Source organism: Candidatus Kaelpia aquatica, assembly GCA_030765335.1.
GTDB lineage: Bacteria > Omnitrophota > Gorgyraeia > Kaelpiales > Kaelpiaceae > Kaelpia > Kaelpia aquatica.
In genome coordinates this window covers 1-20,313 of record JAVCCU010000027.1, presented here as the reverse complement: position 1 = coordinate 20,313, position 20,313 = coordinate 1, and the positions used below count along the sequence as shown (strand labels likewise).

The window sequence follows — 20,313 nt, the reverse complement described above, 5'->3', positions numbered from 1 at the left end:
CGTTATCAGCAAAAAACCCATACTTATTCTCTAATATCTTTTCGCCCTTATAATAACTTTCGATGTCATTTAAAACCGGGCACCCTGTATGGTTCATACTTCTCCTCCTATCTCTCTTTACAAACAACACACTTGCTGATTTAAGTAGCCCTAACGGGATTTGAACCCGTGTCGCCGGAATGAGAGTCCGATATCCTAGACCGAGCTAGACGATAGGGCCTTATCTATAAGTTTATAACAATATATTAAAAATATTAAAATTTCAAGTTATATATATGCAAAGATGCTTTGTTATCGCCCTGCATTTATTTGATAGAATTGCTCTTGCACATAGAGATAGATTGCGCTAGATTGGTTGCGATGAAAAAAGTAACAATATTTATAGTTATTTCTATTTTAATAATTGCTATATCTGGGCATATTTATCTTCAAAAGCACCTTTTGCCCAATGCAATTGTTAATTTAGAAAAATACCTTTTAGAGAATACTCTCTGTAGCTTTAAAATAGAGCAACCGAAACTTGTCATATTCAGAGTAATCTTTCCAAAGATAGAGATAAGCTACCAGAAAGAGACCATACTTATCTACAATCTTAGCATACGTCCAAACCTAATGGCATTGATAGACAAACAAGGTGAAGCTACAGGCTCAGGAACAATACAAGCAGGCAAATACAGTCTTGATTTCAATATCATTGATTCTGCCTACGATATCAAAACTAAAAACTTCCTGCTTTCTCTGGAAACATCCGAAGAGCCTATTGAAAAATTACTTAATATTGCCTCAAATATAGGCAAAATTGAATTGCCAAGTCATCTTAAAGGCTTAGAAGGACTCTGCAAAGCCAGCCTATTTCTAAAATCAGTTCCTGGGAAAGATGTAGACTTAAAAGCCAACCTTTACATAAAGCATCTAAAATTAAATTTACCAACTCTTGAATTGATATCATCTGAAGTGAATGCCGACTATATGTTAAACAATCAAACCCCGTCTTTGATTGTATCGGTTAACGACTTTGACATATTGGATGCTAAACAGAACAGATCTATTATAGAAAAAGGGGGATTAACCGTAGAGACCGACCTAGAGAAAATAGAGATAACTGATTTAAAATTCACAAATAATGATATCGCTTGGCAGGGAACAGCAGATATTACTAATTTAAAGATGCACCCTACATTTAATTTTAACATAGTGAGTGAGCTTTTTCATTCTGTTGGCGAAATAAGAAAAATCTCAAATGCAGTAAATCTTAAGACGAGTATCTATAAAGATAGAGCCATGCTGCACATAAACGGGCACTACGATATTGATGCTCAGGATTTGCAGCTAACCGGCAAAGGTTCAACCGACATTAAGACAGTGTTTGACTATATAGATACACCAAAAAACTCTTACCTTGACAAGATAGAGTCTAATCTAAAAATAGAAGGTTTTAACCTAGGATATAACATTAAAAATAAAATATTAACCGCTGATGCTTATTTAGTGCTAAGTGATACGTCTTATGATAAGAACATAATTGCTAAATCTGGCAGCCTAGACTTGAAAATGACCAATAAAAATATCGTTATAGAAAACTTTTTCCTAGGCGATAGAGCAAGCTCTATCCAGGCAATGGGAAACTTTACCATCAAAGACCAAATTCCTTTTAAACTTGATATATACATTAAAAATTATGAAATTGAAAAATTAATTCAACCATTTTTCGATAAAGATATCGGCAATGCATTATTATCCGCTAACTCGGCTATAAAAGGAGATTTAAAAGATTTAGGATCGATACTGGGAGCCTGTAAATGGGGATTCAGAGAAGGTAATTTAGGCAGATTTAAGTTCCTATCTCAAATAGCTTCTTTAATAAATAAGCCGGGATTGAGTGAAATATCTTTCACTCAAGGCAAGGGTAGTTTAAACTTTCAGAATCTAACGCTGCAAAGTCCAGAGTCTGTTTTAATCTCAGACCATGTTAATCTTATGCTATCTGGATCTATGAATACAGCGGGTGACCTCGACCTAACTTTAATAACTGAATTTCCACAAGAAGAGAGCGAGGAAGAATCAAGTTCTCCTCTTAGCAAGATCGGAAAAATCTTATCCTTAGGGGTTCAAGAGTTCTTCCATAAAATCAAGATAACTGGAACTATAGAGAATCCTAAATACACTCTTGTGCCTGCAAGTATAAATAGACTACTACAAAATCTTATACTTAATTAGAGCACTCGTTAGGGGATTTGATTTTACGTAGGAGTGCGATAAAGAATCCTTCCATAAGTTCACCGGGAATAACTCTAATACAATTTTTAATACCCTTGGCAAAATCAACACCATTCCAGGAGCCAAGCGCAGGCAAGATATTTTTAATCCCTAAATTTACAGGCTCGATCTTACAGCAAGCAGGATATTTTCTAATTAAATAATTCACTACAGACTCATTCTCCTCAGGGGAGAAAGTGCAGGTAGAGTAGAGCAATAGTCCTCCTGGTTTTAAAGCTTCAAAAGCAGTCCTTATAAGACTTTTCTGTTTTTTAGCCATTCGTTTAACTCTCATCTGATTCCAATAACGATATGTCTTAGCTTTTGAAACATTAAACCTGCCTTCTGCACTGCAAGGAGCATCTAAGAGAATTTTATCAAACTCCTCAAAATGATCTCTCCAGATACCAATCGCATCTTCATTCTCCAGCTCCGTATTCACAACACCTTGAAACCTTAGATTAGCTGCTAATTTTTCAAACCTGACTGGGTCCTTATCAAAAGCCAAAATTCTACCTCTATTTCCCATCATAGCCGCCATCTGAGTTGTCTTGCTCCCCGGTGCTGCGGTCAAGTCCAAGACATAATCAGAACTGCTAGGCTTAAGAATGAGGGGCGGCAACATGCTGGACAGATTCTGAACATAAACTTTACCGTTGAAGTAGAGGTCTGTCTTAGCAAATTTGTTCAGCTCCGGCTTAAGCAAGATAAAAGCATCTTTATACCAGCTAACATTCTTTACCTTAATATTTTTTTTCTTTAATTCAGACATCAATGTTAGACGATCAATTTTAATTGTATTCACCCTGAAAGTATGAGGACGCTTAATGTTAAACGTCCTAGCAACCCGCTGAAAAAGAGAAGGAGCAAAAAGCCTAGACAGCTTTTCAACAAACTTAGGCGGTAATTTTTCAAGCTCTTCACTGTAAGACAAAGAATTCCCCCTTAGGCATAGATATTACTTAGCAGATATAAACCTGTTTCCTTTTAGATAAAACCTTAGCGGTAGATCCTTGCACTCTTCTGCATAGTCTATATTTATTCTTGGCGCTTTTATTATCTGATTTATTTTAATTTTTTCCCCTTTTAAAAAATAGAGCTCTTTATTTTCTACGCTCTGAAAATTAAAATTTAAATCTATTTTCATAGCCTGAGTAAGCTTACCTGGACCATTGGTAAGGTTTTTGTTGTCAGTCTTTGTAGTTCTGTTTTTTTGTAACTGCTCAGCCCCCTCTATAGGTTCAACTGCTCTTATTAGAACAGCCTGCGGAGCATCTTTTATACCCGTAACAACGTTTAAGCAATGATAAAGTCCATATATCTTATAGACATAGAACACGCCGCCTCTCTGATACATAGCGCTATTTCTTTTGGTTTGTCTGCCTCCATAAGCATGAGAAGCCTTATCCTTCACTCCTAAGTATCCTTCCACCTCGACAATCTTTACAACTAATCTAACACCGCGGTGCTCTCTAACTAAATATTGCCCCAATAACTCTTGGGCAACTTTTTTAGCCGGTCTCTGAAAAAACTTTTCTTCCAAATGCTCCATAGTTTTAACATTATACTCTCGGGGGCTTTAAACTTCCAGTTTAACTAATCCTTAGTTATAATGGAAAAATGAAAATACTTATTATAACCAAACACCTTAATTTAGGGGGGATAACACGCCATATATTAGATCTAACTTCGGGATTAACATCTAGAGGTATATCTGTATATATTGCTAGTACAGGTGGGGTGCTTCTTAAAGAGATAGAGGCGGCTGGAGCAAAACATATATTTATTCCATTAAAGACTAAATCCATACTGAGTGCAGAAATCTTTAAAAGTCTCAGAGTACTTAAAAACTATTTTAAGAAAGAAGAACTGGATCTAATCCATACTCATACTCGCACTGCTTCAGTGTTAGGTTATTGGTTATCTAAAAAACTAAATATACCTCAAATAAGTACAGTACATGGGATTTACAAAAACAGATTAAGTCGCAAGTTGTTCCCTTTTGTTGGAAGAAAAGCTATTGCAGTAAGCGATCAGACGACTCACCGCCTAACCAGCTGGTTAAAAATTCCTGCTATAAAAATAAACACGATATACAACGGGGTAGACTGTAAAAATTTTTCATCATACTCACAAACAAAAGAGCAGGCCCGTGAACAACTAGGGCTTCCTGAAAAAAGTTTTATCTTGGGAAACATCTCAAGACTAGAGAAGATAAAGGGACAAGAATTATTGATTGAAGGTTTAAATGTATTAAGACCAAAGATGCCGGAATTAAGACTCCTTTTAGTCGGAGAAGGCTCATACAAGAGAGAGTTGGAGGCTAAAATATCCAGCTATGGTTTGTCTGATCATGCAATCTTTATATCAGGGGTAAAAGATATTCGACCAGCTCTTCGCTGTATGGATATCTTCTGTTTCACCCCTCGCGAAGAACCTTTCGGTTTAGTACTCTTAGAAGCTATGGCTATGGAGATAGCAATAATTGCCAGTTCAGTCTCGCAAATAACTCAAATTTTAAATAACGGTGATTGTGGAATATTGATCCCCCCTTTAGATATAGCAAAATTCACAGCAGCAGTAGAGATACTCTATTATGATAGTAAAAAACGGGAACTACTGAGCAGAAGGGCTCAGAACATAGCAACGAAAAACTATGATATAAAAAAGACTGTTGAAGCTACTTTAGACGTATATAAAGAGACTTTAAAAGGATAGATGGATAAAATATTAGTAGTTAATTCTAATTGGTTAGGAGATGTTCTATTTTCTATACCTGCTTTAAGAGCAATCAAACATGGGGGAGAAAAACAAGTATATTTAGCAACTATGCTTCCTGGCAGATGCAAGAGAATGTTGGAACACAATCCGCTAATAGAAGAAATCATAGAGTTTGATGAACGCAACAGCCATAAAGGATTGAATGCAAAAATAGAAACAATACGCTATATCCATAGAGGCGGGTTCCAAAAAGCAATCTTCCTGCATAGATCATTGACTAAATTATCCCTAACTGTCTTTTCCCGAGTACCAGAACGAGCAGGCTACCATAGAAAAAAAACCTCTCTGCTTTTAACAGATAAAATTACAGCGGTAGCGAAAGATAGTTTACACAAAGCCCAATATTTTTTAAATTTGGCAGAAGCCTTAGGATATAAAGAATGTGGTTTAGAGTATGACTTCTATGTAGCTCCTAAAGAATTCAAGGAAGCTTCTGCTCTCTTGGAGGCAAGGAATATTAATCCGCTTGCTGATAAAATAATCACCATTCACCCCGGAGCTAACTGGGCACCTAAACAGTGGCCGATAAAAAGCTACATTGAATTTATCCGGATTGCTTTTAACTATAACTCTCAAATAAAGATCGTTATCATAGGCAATGAGCAAGAAATACATCTGGGTTGTGAAATTGAACAAGCCTTTTCATCTAATCATAATAATATTATTAACCTTACAGGATTAACAACATTAGGAACATTGGGAGGGGCTCTTCTATTCTCAGATATCTTAATATCTGGAGATTCAGGTCCTCTTCATATTGGATGCGCCTTAAAGCCTCTCTCAGGAATTCAAAAATACAAGATCCCTTTCTGTGTCGGACTATACGGCGCTACGGATCCAAGGTTGACTGGACCTTTGAGCGGCAAATACCAAGTACTCCAAGGGGAGAGACATAAAGATTGTAGTCTACCCTGTTATAACTTTAATTGCACTAACTACAGCTGTATAGATTCCATCAGTCCTGAGAGAGTAATGCAAGTAGTTAAACAGGCTCTATCATCTTAAATAAAGCAATAGCTGTATTACCCTAAAATCTTTAGGATTCTATCCATCACTTCCTGAACAGTAATAGACTGCATACAGGTCGGATTACGGTGACATTTAGACTTATAGCAGGGGGTACAAAAATCCTTTTTCCAAATAAAATGAACCTCTTCACCCGAAGGTAAGTGCTTGCGAGGATCGGTAGGGCCAAAAAGGCCGAGGACTGGAGTTTTAACAGCGGCAGCGATATGTAAAGGTGCACTATCAGGAGTAAGAAGAAGGTTACATCTTTTTATTAATGCTATCAAAGAAAGCAGCTCTGTTTTGCCAACCGCATCAATAGGTTTATTTTTACAGTTTTTCATAATCTGCAACGCTGCCTCTCTATCTGAAGTAGAACCTGTTATTACAGATCTTATATTGCGAGATCCAAGCTCATCAATTAAAGCAATTACTTTGCCAAGAGACCATCTCTTAGAAGACCACCTGCTGCTAGCTGCAATATTTATCGCAACCAAAGGCTGCTTCTTACTTATCCAATGTGCTTGTAAAAAATTATCTATGTTGCCCAAGGCATCCTTGTCGACCCAAAGTTCTAACTCTTTATCTAATTCTCTTATTCCGAGCTTAGATAAAAGATGCTCTTGATGTTCAACAGGAAGCAGAGGCATCTTAGGCAGCCTCTGCGCTTTATTGAGCAGAAAAGATAATTTAGAATTAGAGAAGCCATACCTTTGATATATTCCTGAAAAAAATGCAATAAGCCGAGAGAGCTTGTTGTGCTGTAGGTCGACAGAGATATCAGGATTTATTTTTCTGATGTTTTTGATGCAGCGAAATAAACCGCAGTATTTAAAATATGTACTAGGGTATATCAACAGCTTATCCATATAAGGGCAATCTTTAAAAATATCAGCCACTGCGGATGTTGTGAGAAGACATAGCTTTGCATTTGGAAATTTCTTACGCAAAGCTTTAATACTTGGAATAGAGAGTATTGCGTCTCCTAAGGCTCCGAATTTAATGATCAGTATAGTAAGACTTTTAATTGCTTCTGCATAAACATCGACTATGCCTCTGTTAACCTTGTCCAAGCTATAATTGTTTTCTACCTTTTCTCTGGCTACCTTAGCCATTTCATCACAACCATTGCGACTCTTCGCTATTTTTATTAAGCACTTTGCAAGCGATTTTGCATCTTGAGCCGGGACAAGAAATCCGGTTTTGTTATCCTCTATTATCTCTTTATAGCCTCCAAGCGAGCTAGCAACAACAATTGTTCCAGCTGCTTGAGCTTCTATTATAACTCGGCCAAAAGATTCTGGTATTCTAGAAGGCTGCACAACTACATTTACCTTTTTAAGTAAAGCTGGGATATCATACCTTCGGCCTAAAAAATCAACTGCATTCTTAAGGCCGAACCTTTTGATTAAAAGCTCTAGCTCTTTTAAATAACCTTCCTTACCCGGAGAAGGGGCACCAATAATCCAAGCCTTGGCAAAAGGCTTATAATGCAGAACCTCTCTAAAAGCTTTAATAAATTCAACATGGCCTTTTATTGGAGTAAGTCTTGCAATTATTGCAAAGACTGGATGCTGCCAATCTTTATCTGTTGGGAGAATAAAATCATAGTCGGATACATTAACTCCTCTGGGTATCAATCTTATTCTATCTAGAGGGACATTAAAGCTCTCTACCATATGCTTAGCTATTACCTTGCTTGGAGATATGACAATCTTGCCCTTTGCCATTATGCGGCTTAGAACATGAGTACTATAATAACCATGTGCAGTTGTAATAAATGAGGGGACATGTGTTAATAGCCGTGCAATGCTGACCTCAGCAAAGTATTGCTTGAAAGCAAGATAACCAATAATGGCAGGAACACGTGATCTTGCATGAATAATATCTACCTGCTCTTTCTTTAAAATTTTAACTATCTTAGGCAAAAGAAAGAGTGTACTTAAGGATTTCTTATCTACAGGTAATTTATAATGCTTAACTCCAAACTCTTGCAGCTCTCTCTCTAGTTTTCCTCCATTAGAGATAACTATGGGGTAATGGCCATTAAGAGCAAGGTGCTTGGCTAACTCAACAGTGCCTTTTTCAACCCCCCCGAGGTTTAACTCTGGTAAAATCTGTAGTACTCTCATAATATTCCTTCTAAAACACTATCTATCTTGGCGTTATTATCTAAACTTTTTGTCTCTTCATTATTATAACAGTCTAAATCAATGCTCTCTAGATCTTGAGATTCCACAAAATCGATGTAACCTTCTTTTTTTAATCTCTGGATTAAACGTTGATTCTTTCTTTTAATATTAGCGCCTGCAAAGACTGCTGTTTTCTTCGCAAAAGCCAAAGACTCTGATATCATCGATATGCTATCTGCACTTACAAAGGCTAGATCAGAAACATCAAGCATAGCATTGTATGCTCCAGACGGATTATACTCATTAGCTATAACAAGAGATTTGAGATAGCTTTTTGAAGAGAGATAATCTTTTAAAAAAACTTCTAGCGCTTTAGATGTTCTTCTTGAAGTAGTTACTAAAAGATTTATACTCTTATTTTTGCTTAAATAATCAATGCGAGACATTAATCTTTTAACATCCTCAAACATATTCAATCTACCAGAATTGCTACCTATAAGAACTGCTACTTTTAGAGCATCTGGGTCTAGGTTCAACTTTTCAAGATATTGTTTTGCATCGTTTTTTTCTAATTCTGTTTTTTCAGCAAGTGCCCCTCGGTAATAAAAAACATTGTCTCCTTCCACCTTATCATGCTCTGGAACAAGAGATAGCTTAAATCTGTTCTTATAAATTCCTGGATTTAAGATATGAATGTTAAAGGCCTTATTTTCTATACTTAAAAAAATGTTTAACGCTATTAATGAGGACCCCGCGCTTACTATATAATCATATTTATCTCTTATGAGGGCTTTATAACTTTTAGAATCTAGGAACCATTTTAAAAAACCAATCCTACCCTGCATTTTAGAAGAACAGATCATCCCTAGAACATGCAATAGGCTCTTTGAAAAACGATTTCTCCAATTTACAGCCACTTCAGATACAGCTATCAAACTAGTATCGCTTGAGCCCCACTCTGCAATATTTTTTTCTTGAAGCAATCTCTTCAGTCTACCGGCAACCATTCGAGATTGCTTAAAATGACCGGGCTTAGAATCAGAAAGAACGAGTATCTTTTTATTTAAAGAGTACTTCCACTTTTTATGAAACCAAAGCCATTGTTCTGGATTCTTTTTAATATAGGATTCAAGTATTCTGTTGTAATCAGATAACACCTCCTGATCTAGTTTATTTAAATCCATACTGGCATAGATATCCATATCGTGCCTAAAGAGGCTCTTCCTTCTTAAAAAAACAGGTATAACAACAGACCCTGTAGACCTTGCAATAGAGACAAATCCTGGATTCGTGGAAGCATACCTATCTAACAGCTTGACCTGAATACCTTTCTTGCCAGCGCTCTGATCAGCTAAAATTCCTATAGCCTCGGCTCTTCTTAAGGCTTTAAAGATTGCTTTAAGACTGAACCCTTTCTCAACGACAATGGAGCCCCACCTGCTACGGTATCTATTAAGAAGCATATTTAGCCTGGCATATTTTTGCTCTCTCGCAATAACATGGCAGCTGCACCCTAAAATAGCGCTTAAGAAAGGAAGAATTTCCCAGCTGTTATAATGTGCCGTAAGCAAGATAATACCCTTGCCGGAGCCAAGTTCTCTATCTAAATTCTCCCTACCTTTAAAATCTATTAAGCTGCTCAAGCTCTCCTTATTTAGTTTAATCGATAAGATAAACTCCATGAAAGATAACCCAAGATTTAATATTGAGCGCCTGATTAACCATCTTATCTCAGTAGGATCTTTATGCGGAAAAGCAGATTTTAAGTTCATATATGCAACGTCAAACCTGCGGCTATAAAAAAACGATAGCAGGTATATAACTCCTGCTCCAAATCCAACTCCTAGGCGGTAAGGGAAAAGGCTGAAAAAACCTTTAACCGCTAAGGCTATCCAATAAAATATCCAGTCTTCTAAAAAGCGTTTTTTCATTATCCAGATACTCCAATCCTATTTTAAAGAGGATTAAAAGTTTATCACTAAAAACATCTTTGGCAAATTCTAAATTATCTTTAATCTTTACATAATCTTTCTCTGTAATAAATATCGCTTTAACATCATCTGCAATACTATCCTTTATTGAAACCAGATCTTCTTCTTTAAAAACATGATGATCCGGATAGATAAATCCATCTCTAATATCTAGATTCATATTTATAAGAACCGCCTTCACATACTCAGGGTCAGCAACTGCAGTAATAAAACTGGCTGTTATTCCGGAGATATCCTGCATGCAGAGCTGAGTCTGGTTAAAGACATCGTACAACTCTTTAACATTATATCTTGTAAAGATCAAAGGTGCATAAGAATTATGTCTTTTAATATCTGAGGTATAAATAAAATCCTCTTGGTCCCTAGCCTTATTAATCATTATAATATCTGCCCTGCTAATTGCAGAACATCTCTCTCTCAAGCTGCCTCTTGGAATTAAAAACCCATTACCAAAAGGGTTTTTAAAGTTAAGGCAGAGTATATTTAAGTCTCTTACAATGTTCCAATTTTGATACCCATCGTCTATAAGAATGATCTCTATCTCGCTATCTCTCTCTAATTCCATCAATGCAGCTAACTTCGAAGTGCTCTGGAGAACTCTAGCACCAGAGATACTCTGCTTTAAAAGAGTAATTTCATCTCCTGCTGCTCTACCGTGATGAATAACGCCTAACTTAAACCCAGCAGATTTTATATAGTTACCAAGCTCTATTGTAAGTGGAGTCTTACCAGTACCGCCCCAGGTTATATTCCCAATAGATAGAACAGGCTTTTTAGACTTATACCTATGCTTGCTCCTTCTACGCCTCAATATTGCAATAACAGCACCATAGAGAAGAGAGAGAAATCTTAGCAAGAAAAATAATATAAAATACCTTTTACTATCAGAAAATATGATTTTTAAATATTTTTTCTCATATGCTGCTTTCATATATATTTTGAACAAACAAAATCTATTACTTTTTTTAAACCGCCTCTATTTTTCTCTACAACTCTAAAGGCTCTTTGGCCATACATCTCTCTCAAGTTCTGCTGAGAAAATATTTTCTCCATAGAGGATAGCAGATCCTCCTTTTTAACCACTAATACCGCCTCTTCTTTTAAAAACTCGTTCACAATCTCTTTAAAATTATGATAATAAGGACCTATAAGAATTGGTTTTTTAAAAACAGCTGGCTCAATAATATTATGACCTCCATAAGAGAGAAGACTTCCTCCAACAAATACAGCTTCAGACAAATTATACAGGGCTGGTAGGTAACCGACCTCATCCATTATATATATATCCTGCTCGGTCTCAGCTTGAAAACCGGAAGAGAAAAGACTCCATTTACAACCTTCCCCTCTTAAAAAACTCTTTAGGATCTCTAGCTCTTTCAACTGTCTGGGGGCTATCAAAAATCTCCAATCCGGGTAGCTATCCTTAAGCTTTAAGAAACACTGAGATAAAAATATGCTCTCCTCTCCATGCGTGCTTCCAGCAATAAAAAGCTTGCTGTTGCTCTGTTTCAAAATACGGCTCAAATCTTCTATACGAGAATCTCTTTTCACTAAAGGTGCGTTTAAATCAAATTTAATATTGCCTTCAAAAATATACTCTCTATTTTTAAACCCCAGGGACGCAAGCCTTAAAGTTGTCATATCGCCGCTGCTAGACACAAAATCCAGCTGGTTTAGGACTTTTCTAATCTGAGCCTTGATCAACTTATAGCGGGGAAAAGATTTCTTAGATATCCTGGCATTAATCAACCCTACAGGAATACCGTGCTCTTTTAAACCTATTATAAAATTAGGCCAAAGTTCTGTCTCTAATATCAACACCAGCTCTATTTTAAGATGACTGAGAATACGGCGAATCAAGAAAGAAAAATCAAGGGGAAGATAAGTGCTGTAATCCTCTCTATCTATATGTTGCTTTATAAACTTCTGGCCAACTTCTGTTACTGTCGTTAAAAGGTACTTGTAATTAGATCTCTCCTCTTTTAGCTTACGATATAAAAGTACAGCCTCTCTTGCCTCACCTAAACTTACTGCATGTATCCAGACCAACCTATCCTGTTCTTTGATAATCTTTCTCCAACGGCCAAACAAAACCCGCTCCAGCCATCCAGAATGATACTTACCTCTTATGATGTAGATTGCCAGAACGAATGGCAGAAACAAAAAGTATGAGATATCTAAAGCCAGTTTAAAGCTAAGCCCGGGGATGACTTTTTTCATAAACCCTTTTTAATCCTTCTAAAGTTAAATGTGTGTATATTTGAGTTGTAGATAGGCTGGCATGGCCAAGAAGCTCCTGAACACTTCTAAGATCAGCACCTCTGTCTAGAAGATGAGTAGCAAAAGTATGACGCAAAGTATGGGGCGATATATCTACATTTATGCCGGCTTTTAAAGCATATTTTTTAATAATTCTTCCAATGCTTCTCTCTGTAATTCTTCCTCCTCTCTTATTTAAAAAAAGCGCACTCTTAGAGCCGTGCCCTAAAAGGGCTCTCTTATCCAAATACAGCTTAACGACCTTTAATGCTTTCCCGCCCACAGGAAGAAGCCGCTCTTTTTTACCTTTTCCATAAACCTTCAAGACTCCAGATATAAAATCAATATCTGCGGTATTCAAATTGACCAATTCGCTTACCCTTATGCCGGTTGAATAGACCGTCTCTAATATTGCCGCATCTCTTATTGTAAAACAATCTCCTCTCTCTATTTTATCTAAGAGATGACTAACATCCTGATAAGAGAGGAATTTGGGCAAAGGCTTGTCCAGCTTAAGCCCGCTTATTGCAAGCATAGGATTTTTCTTAATCTGGCCTTCCCGAATAAGAAACTTAAAAAAACTTCTAAGACATGAGAGCCTTCGTGAAATAGTTCTCTTTGCATCCCCTTTTGTTCTTAAGTATGCTATGAATCTTCTGATATCAAGGTATGTAACTTCTTTAGGATTCTTATTGTTTAAAAACTGATTGAATATACCTAGGTCCTCCGTGTAACTCTTTAAAGTATAATAAGAAAACTCTCTCTCTATTCTCAGATATTTTAAAAACTTCTCTTCTTCTATCATTTATTTTTTCACCCATTAAAAGATAATGGTTTCAAGAATTATCCGGCAGCCTGCTGCTGGTAAATGTGCAATTTGGATAACTGCTGCAGCCGTAAAATAGTCTACCCTTACCGCTCTTTTTTTTAACAAGCTCACCATCGCATCCTTCTTGAGAACATTTTACTCCGGTTGTAATAGCTTTTGAATTTTTACATTCCGGATAACCGGAACAACCTAGAAAACGTCCGTTTCTTCCCCATTTAACAACCATAGGTTTATTGCAAATTTCACAAACTTCATCTGTTTGAATAACTTCACCTTTCACGCTGCGCATTTTATCCTGAGCCTCTTTTAGCTGCTCCAAGAATGGTTGATAAAATTTAGCCACTACACTATTCCACTGAACCTCTCCCTCTTCAATTCTGTCTAAATCCTCCTCTACATGTGCTGTAAAATCGACATCGAGTATTTTAGGGAAATGGCTTATCAGAAGCTCTATCACAATCATGCCCAAATCCGTAGGAACCAACTGACCAGAGCGCTTGTAGATGTAATCCCTAACGGCCAATATTTGAATAGTAGGCGCATAGGTAGAAGGTCTTCCAATACCTTTCTCCTCCATGATTTTTACCAAAGAAGCTTCAGTATATCTTGGAGGGGGTTTTGTAAAATGCTGGGAAGGAATAAGCTCTATTAGTTTGAGCTTCTCACCCTCCTCTAGCTCGGGCAGCATGTCAATCTCATCTTTTGAATATAAAACAGTATAGCCATCGAAGATAAGTTTTCTTCCGTTTGCTCTAAATACACAATATTCTGCCTTTATATCTATCGACCGGGCCATATGCTTAGCCGAGTTCATCTGAGATGCAAGAGTCCTCTTCCAGATTAAATCATATAGCTGCAGCTGATCATGTGTTAAACATCTAGACACCTCGTCCGGAGACCTGCTGATAGATGTCGGCCTTATTGCTTCATGAGCTGCTTGAGAACGACCTTTTTTCTTATACTTTTTAGGTATATCGGGTAAATAATCATTGCCAAAATTCTGAGGGATATACTCCCTAATATTAGATATAAAACTTTCTGCAATATTAAATGAATCGGTACGCATATAGGTTATCAAGCCAACGGGCCCCTCTTCTCCTATATCTATACCTTCATAGAGCTGTTGAGATAGGAACATAGTCTTATTGGCAGAAAATTTTAATTTATTGAATGCCTCCTGCTGTAAAGTGCTGGTCGTAAAGGGAGCCGGAGGATTCTGCTTTTTCTCTTTGTCTTTTATTGCATCTACCATAAAATCGGATTCTTTTAGGTCATTGAATATCTTCTCTGCAACATCTTTATTCTTTAAGTCGGGCTTCTCGCCATGTACTTTAGCAAGTTTGACTTTTAAGCTCTCTTCACTGTGATACTTCTTTAAGTCGGATTCTAACTCCCAATATTCCTGAGGAACAAAGCTCTTAATCTCATTTTCACGTTCAGCAATAAGACGCAGAGTGACAGATTGAACCCTTCCTGCGCTTAATCCCTTTCCAACCTTCTTCCAAAGAAGCGGACTTAAGTTATAGCCTACGATTCTATCCAATATACGCCTGGCCTGCTGAGCATCAACCTTACTTAAATTTATATTCTGAGGATTATCGAAAGCAGCCTTAATCGCCTCTTTTGTAATCTCATGAAATACAACCCGGTATGTATTCTTACCTTCGGCTAATATATGCTTAAGATGCCAGCTGATAGCCTCTCCTTCTCTATCGTGGTCAGAAGCAAGATAGAGATTAGCTTTACCTTTGGCATCTTTTTTCAATCCATTAACTATCTTTCGCTTTTGAGATATTATTATATAATGAGGTTGAAATCCATCTTCTAAATCAATACCCATCTTGCTTTTAGGTAAATCTCTGACATGGCCCATGCAAGACCGTACAAGGAACTTGTCACCCAGATACTTCTGGATAGTCCTTGCTTTTGCAGGTGATTCTACAATAACTAAACTCGTTTTCTTCATTTTAGCTTATATAATCCTTTTAAGTTGTCCCTAATAATACCTTTAATCTTTAAACTACGCAATAATCTATTCAAACCTATTAGTCTGCATAAACTCTTTCTAAAGATTCAATCAACATGCTGACTATTCTTTAATTATACTCTTCTAATACATCTTCTGCCGAATCAATAAGCTTAGCCCCCTGTTTGATAAGATAGTTTGTCCCACAAGATGTGGGTGAATCAACCTCTCCAGGAACAGCAAAGATATCTCTACCCTGATCAAGCGCAAGATCTGCTGTAATTAAAGCTCCCGACCGAAGAGCAGCCTCAACTACTATAACACCCTTGCTCAAGCCAGAGATAATCCGATTCCTGCGCGGAAAATTCTCACGCAAAGGAGCAGTTCTCAAAGGAAATTCTGATATTACTGCACCATTTTTAGATATCTGCTTTGCAAGTTCAATATTTTCAGGAGGATAGATATTAAGCAGACCTGAACCTAGAGCAGCGACTGTTCGACCCCCAACCTCTAACGCTCCCTTATGGGCAGCACTATCTATCCCTCTTGCCATCCCTGATATAACAGTCACGCCTAGAGAAGCTAATTGCCCAGATAACCTTTTTGCTGTTGATAAACCATAGGGGCTTGCTTTTCTTGAGCCTATTACTGCGACATTAAAGCCCAAATTATCCAATACGCCCTTAACATACAGAACAATAGGTGCATCCGGTATATTTTTTAAGTCTTCTGGGTAATCTTTATCCAATATAGATACAATTGTAATATTCTTTCTCACGCAAAGCTCTAGCTCCTCTTTTAAGGCTTTGATATTAAAGCTTTTTATTCGTAAAGAAAGTTCTCTACCTATACCGGCTATGCTCTGCAATTGGTTTTCACTAGACTGAAAGATATCTTCTGCTCTATTAAAACCGTTCAGTAGTTTAGTTATCCTGATTGACCCTAAACCTTCAATCATATTTAAAGCTATGAGATATTCTTTATCTTCCATTTTTTGAAATATAACAGTTAATTAAAATTAAGTCAAATCAATGTGTTAACTAAAATATTAAGTCCTACAACTTACCTGAAATTTATAGATAGATCTAAGTAATGGATTCTACGATGGCAATCTCTTTATCCTCATCAACATCTGTAATCATTAAATTGACAAACTTATTAGCCCAATCTCCAGAATCTCTATACTTAACCTTGATATAATTTTCACTATAGCCAAACCAATATTTATTATGCTCTTGCTCAAACAAAACTCTGACTTTTCGATTAATCTGATTTCTAATATTAGTTAAAACAATCTCACTACATTTCTTTTGTGCAATCTTCTTTCTGTTTGTAATAACATCTACTGGAATCTTATTATCTAATTCATATGCTAAAGTAGCTGGTCTTGGACTAAAAGGAAAAATATGAACCCTTATCGGCATCAACTGCTCTAATAGATTTAAAGTATTGTAAAAATCGCTATCCTCTTCATGAGGAAAGCCCACTATAACATCAGTTGAGAATTGAAAATTATCTATTCTTTTTAACCTTAAGATTAAGCCTTTAAAATATTCTACATCATATTTTCTATTCATTAGTTTTAAAATCTTATCTGAACCACTCTGTAAAGGTAGATGGAGGTGGGGCACCATTTTTTTAGACTTTTCTACAAAAGCAATTAAACTATCATTTACATCTTGTGGCTCTACAGAGCTGAGCCTAAATCTAAAATCATAATTCAATCTTTCAATGCGTCCTAGCAACTCAATAAGCTCAAAATCTATATCATTACCAAAATAGCCAAGACAGAGACCGGTAAGAACTACCTCTCTATAACCATTATCAAGCAGATTTTTAATTTCAGCTATTATAAGGTCTGGATTTCTAGAATAAGGCTCACTCCTAGCTATTGAAGGGGAGCAGTAGCTACATCTATTTTTACAACCATCCTGGATCTTCACAAACACACGGGTGTGGCCTTTAAATCCTTCTATCTTGTCTTTAATAAAAGATAACTCGCCTGATAAATCAAATTTCTCCTTGTTAGAATACAGCTTGAGAGAATCTATGTCATCTAACTGCTCTGGATACAAATCAACAAGACAACCTAAAACCAAGACTTTAAGATTTGGGTTCTTGCGCTTTGTAAAACGGATAAATTTTCTAAGTTCTTTTACAGCATCACTTGTAACAGCACAACTATTAATTAAAAGATAATCTGCTTTGATTAATACATCTGTTTCAGACCATTCATTTAAAGCTAAATTCTCTCTAATCAACTGGGATTCATATTGATTTAATTTACAACCAAACGTCTTTAAATAAAAAACATTCATATACTCAAATGATTATTCAAAGTGAAACGGTTTGAACCCTTAACCTTCTCATTGCAAACGAGATACTCTTCCAACCGAGCTACACCCCCAACCTTAATCGCTATCAGACAAAATAATCTTAAATATACATTTTCTCTAACTACACCTAAAGAGATTATTAACTCACCAATACCTTCTATCTCATTGATAAACACTGTTTTAACATTGTTTTTTCAATCTGTTGATCTGCTACCCTATATCCTGCTATACCACCACCTACACCTATTGTAAGCAAGACAAACCTCTATTAAGGAACAGAAAAAATCTTATTAACTATACTACCAAATGTTCCTGAATCATTACCTTCGACCAAATCCTGCTCAATAAATATTTCAGAAATATATGCTTTGCTTATTTCTAGAATATCAATTTCTTTAGAAGAGTCTATTTTGGCAAAAACTATATTGGGTAACAATGTTGATCCAAAACAAATTAAAAAAATATGAATTTTAACCATAATTATATCTTCCTTTTACTGTATAATTTTATTATTTTTAAAAACAGAATTGAAAATATTACAAATCCAATAATACAGCTTATTTGTGTCATCGTAACAGATATTACTCTTACAAAATAATCTTCACTTCTAAAAAATTCAATAAAAAATCTACCTACGAAATAAAACATAAATGCAAAATATAGTAAAAATCCATCTGGATAATCTTTTTTACGCATAGAACGTAAAACCAAAAAAATAAGCATAAGAAAACCTGCCATATATAATGGAAATGGATGGTATGAAGTTATATTATTGCAGGGATAATAAACACCAATGGCCATTTGAGTTGGTTTTCCTTTACAACATCCATTTAAAAAACATCCTATTCTATGAATAACCCTAATTAACGGTAGATAAACAATTACTAGATCCCAATTGCGTAACGCTGGCAGATTGTTTTTTTTAAAATACCAAAAACCTGCTAAAATACCGCCAATAAATCCACCAAAAGAAATTAAAGATACCGATCCAGGCCGTAACAATTCATTAATATTAGAACGATAATACGGATTGATTAAAATACCCCAAACAATACCTAACAACCAGCTTCCTATCATACTCCAAAGCCAGGTGTAAAAATATAGAGCAATCATTTGTCTTGTAGTAAGTAAATTTTTAATGGAGTCGATAGAACTCTTCTTGCGGAGTAATATGAGATGCCTAAGGTTAATAAGACACGCCACAATAATGCCCAATGGAAGCATTACATCAAAAGAATAAATTTTAATTATCCCTATCTTAAAAAGTACAGGATACATATCTTATATCATATCATCCACCAAGGCAATGCAGGTAGAGAAATGTATAATAAACAATCCCATATAATGTGTATTGTTATCGGTGTAATTAAGCTTTCCGTCTGTTCTAAAGCATAGCTACACACTAAAGAGCCTATGAAGCTTACTACAACAATATCGCAAAATTGTAGAAAGGAGTGTATTTGAAAAAAATGAATAGCCCATTTATATCCCGCTAGCATAATTGAAATTAACACTACGCGAAATAAAGGCGATAATACGCCCTTTAACCGATGTTGAGCATATCCTCTAAATAAAAATTCCTCAAACAAAGGAACCGCTATTAAGGAAAAAACTACTAGTAGGCTCCCTCCATATCTAGGTAAAGAGACCGACCGTTGGGTTATGTATATATAGCCCAACCATAAGATATACCCGCCTATTGCAATTATAATTGCAAAAAACAAATTTCTTAATAAATTTTTTAAACTTAACCCATAATCTGTTAAAGACATTGGTTGATACCAAAAAATAGCATAGAACCAACATAAGACAGAAACTAGCAAAAAAAGAATAGCTAAAATTTTAAATTTTTGAAAAGGAGAAAAATAGATAAACACACCTATTCCAAAGCTTAGTAAAACTGCCAGAACTTCAACAAACTTATACCTACATAAAGAATCTATTCTAAACAAATGCTACCTTCTAGTTAAAACTAATATTATTTTCTTTATACCTATTCCTAATAGTCCCATTAACATAAATAATCCTGTAAGAAAACTGCCATAACATGCACCTTCAATAGCATCAACAATATCATCAAAGGGATCATCGTCATCAGGATCATCGTCAACAGGATCATCGTCAACAGGATCATCGTCATCATCAGGATCATCGTCATCAACAGGATCATCGTCACGATCATCCCTGGTATCAAAAGCATCTTCCGGAAAACCTGGATATGTTTGCGGAAGTCCATTGCCATTAGTTGTAGATGTATCACTCATGGCAACATAATTAAGTTCCCCTGTGTCAGGATTTGTGAAAGTCATATATGTACCATTATCCTGAGACTCTTGCCATGTCGGCCGCCTAGTAAGAACATCATCTTCGTCAAAAGATCTCCCTTCTATTAACTCGCCAGTCCAAGGATTATACACCCCGATTTCCGTTGGGTCATCGTCATCACCATCATTATCGTCATCCGGTGGTTCAAATTCTGTGCGACAAGTTGAACTACAACCATCTCCGTTGCTGTTATTACCATCATCGCATTGCTCACCTGCATTTCTTGTACCATCACCGCAGTAAGGTTCTGTACGGCAGGTTCTGCTACAGCCATCTCCATTCCTAGTATTACCATCATCGCATTGTTCACCTGCATCTCTTGTACCATCTCCACAATATGGACAATCCTCATCGATAGCACACTCTGCACCATCACCATCTATTGAACAGACTCCACTACCGTCTGTCATACAACGTTTATCTCCCGGACCTG

16 protein-coding genes, 1 tRNA gene and 1 pseudogene are annotated in these 20,313 nt (G+C 36.2%); 3 read left to right on the top strand and 15 right to left on the bottom strand.

Annotated elements, in window-relative coordinates; genetic code table 11:
- Positions 1 to 145 precede the first annotated feature (145 nt).
- Positions 146 to 220, bottom strand: a tRNA-Glu gene (locus P9X27_04935).
- A 140-nt stretch (positions 221 to 360) separates the two neighbouring features.
- On the opposite strand from P9X27_04935, the gene P9X27_04930 reads away from it, so the two are divergent.
- Complete coding sequence (locus tag P9X27_04930; protein MDP8253727.1) at positions 361 to 2,217, top strand: hypothetical protein; 1,857 nt, start codon at positions 361 to 363, stop codon at positions 2,215 to 2,217.
- Here P9X27_04930 and P9X27_04925 read toward each other — a convergent pair.
- Together P9X27_04925 and P9X27_04920 are read right to left on the bottom strand one after the other, a co-directional pair.
- The gene (locus tag P9X27_04925; GenBank protein ID MDP8253726.1) at positions 2,210 to 3,190 is read right to left on the bottom strand and encodes an RsmB/NOP family class I SAM-dependent RNA methyltransferase; all 981 of its coding nucleotides are present in this window, start codon (positions 3,188 to 3,190) and stop codon (positions 2,210 to 2,212) included. The two genes, P9X27_04930 and P9X27_04925, sit on opposite strands and share 8 nt — an antisense overlap.
- Positions 3,191 to 3,214: 24 nt before the next feature.
- Complete coding sequence (locus tag P9X27_04920; GenBank protein MDP8253725.1) at positions 3,215 to 3,808, bottom strand: DNA-3-methyladenine glycosylase; 594 nt, start codon at positions 3,806 to 3,808, stop codon at positions 3,215 to 3,217.
- A 68-nt stretch (positions 3,809 to 3,876) separates the two neighbouring features.
- On the opposite strand from P9X27_04920, the gene P9X27_04915 reads away from it, so the two are divergent.
- The gene (locus P9X27_04915) at positions 3,877 to 4,974 is read left to right on the top strand and encodes a glycosyltransferase family 4 protein (GenBank protein ID MDP8253724.1); all 1,098 of its coding nucleotides are present in this window, start codon (positions 3,877 to 3,879) and stop codon (positions 4,972 to 4,974) included.
- A complete protein-coding gene (locus tag P9X27_04910) occupies positions 4,975 to 6,042 on the top strand; it encodes a glycosyltransferase family 9 protein (GenBank protein MDP8253723.1) in 1,068 nt (355 codons plus the stop codon).
- 17 nt (positions 6,043 to 6,059) lie between these two features.
- On the opposite strand, the gene P9X27_04905 is transcribed toward P9X27_04910, so the two are convergent.
- The 12 genes and pseudogenes from P9X27_04905 to P9X27_04850 all read right to left on the bottom strand — a co-directional run bounded on the left by P9X27_04905 (position 6,060) and on the right by P9X27_04850 (position 20,215).
- Complete coding sequence (locus tag P9X27_04905; GenBank protein MDP8253722.1) at positions 6,060 to 8,174, bottom strand: glycosyltransferase; 2,115 nt, start codon at positions 8,172 to 8,174, stop codon at positions 6,060 to 6,062.
- On the bottom strand, positions 8,171 to 10,105 hold the full coding sequence (locus P9X27_04900; protein ID MDP8253721.1) for an ELM1/GtrOC1 family putative glycosyltransferase: 1,935 nt from the start codon (positions 10,103 to 10,105) through the stop codon (positions 8,171 to 8,173). The genes P9X27_04905 and P9X27_04900 overlap by 4 nt, the downstream gene beginning before the upstream one ends.
- Positions 10,050 to 11,096 carry a tetraacyldisaccharide 4'-kinase gene (lpxK, locus tag P9X27_04895; GenBank protein ID MDP8253720.1) on the bottom strand — a complete coding sequence of 349 codons (1,047 nt, stop codon included), beginning with the start codon at positions 11,094 to 11,096 and terminating at the stop codon, positions 10,050 to 10,052. Before lpxK ends, P9X27_04900 begins: the two co-directional genes overlap by 56 nt.
- On the bottom strand, positions 11,093 to 12,385 hold the full coding sequence (locus tag P9X27_04890; protein ID MDP8253719.1) for a glycosyltransferase N-terminal domain-containing protein: 1,293 nt from the start codon (positions 12,383 to 12,385) through the stop codon (positions 11,093 to 11,095). The genes lpxK and P9X27_04890 overlap by 4 nt, the downstream gene beginning before the upstream one ends.
- Positions 12,360 to 13,229 carry a tyrosine recombinase XerC gene (gene xerC / locus P9X27_04885; protein MDP8253718.1) on the bottom strand — a complete coding sequence of 290 codons (870 nt, stop codon included), beginning with the start codon at positions 13,227 to 13,229 and terminating at the stop codon, positions 12,360 to 12,362. The genes P9X27_04890 and xerC overlap by 26 nt, the downstream gene beginning before the upstream one ends.
- 31 nt (positions 13,230 to 13,260) lie before the next feature.
- Positions 13,261 to 15,219, bottom strand: a complete 1,959-nt coding sequence (topA, locus tag P9X27_04880) for a type I DNA topoisomerase (GenBank protein MDP8253717.1) — start codon at positions 15,217 to 15,219, stop codon at positions 13,261 to 13,263.
- 130 nt (positions 15,220 to 15,349) lie between these two features.
- Positions 15,350 to 16,210, bottom strand: a complete 861-nt coding sequence (gene dprA, locus P9X27_04875; GenBank protein ID MDP8253716.1) for a DNA-processing protein DprA — start codon at positions 16,208 to 16,210, stop codon at positions 15,350 to 15,352.
- 94 nt (positions 16,211 to 16,304) lie between these two features.
- On the bottom strand, positions 16,305 to 17,537 hold the full coding sequence (locus P9X27_04870) for a MiaB/RimO family radical SAM methylthiotransferase (GenBank protein MDP8253715.1): 1,233 nt from the start codon (positions 17,535 to 17,537) through the stop codon (positions 16,305 to 16,307).
- A 286-nt stretch (positions 17,538 to 17,823) separates the two neighbouring features.
- Positions 17,824 to 18,033 (bottom strand): hypothetical protein, encoded by a 210-nt coding sequence (locus P9X27_04865; GenBank protein ID MDP8253714.1) that lies wholly within the window; start codon positions 18,031 to 18,033, stop codon positions 17,824 to 17,826.
- Positions 18,034 to 18,035: 2 nt separating this feature from the next.
- The gene (locus P9X27_04860) at positions 18,036 to 18,833 is read right to left on the bottom strand and encodes a prolipoprotein diacylglyceryl transferase (protein MDP8253713.1); all 798 of its coding nucleotides are present in this window, start codon (positions 18,831 to 18,833) and stop codon (positions 18,036 to 18,038) included.
- Positions 18,834 to 18,841: 8 nt separating this feature from the next.
- Positions 18,842 to 19,507: a CPBP family intramembrane metalloprotease gene (locus tag P9X27_04855; GenBank protein ID MDP8253712.1), complete on the bottom strand. Its 666-nt coding sequence runs from the start codon at positions 19,505 to 19,507 to the stop codon at positions 18,842 to 18,844.
- Positions 19,508 to 20,038: 531 nt separating this feature from the next.
- A pseudogene (locus tag P9X27_04850) lies at positions 20,039 to 20,215 on the bottom strand (DUF4215 domain-containing protein).
- Between the last annotated feature and the right edge of the window lie 98 nt (positions 20,216 to 20,313).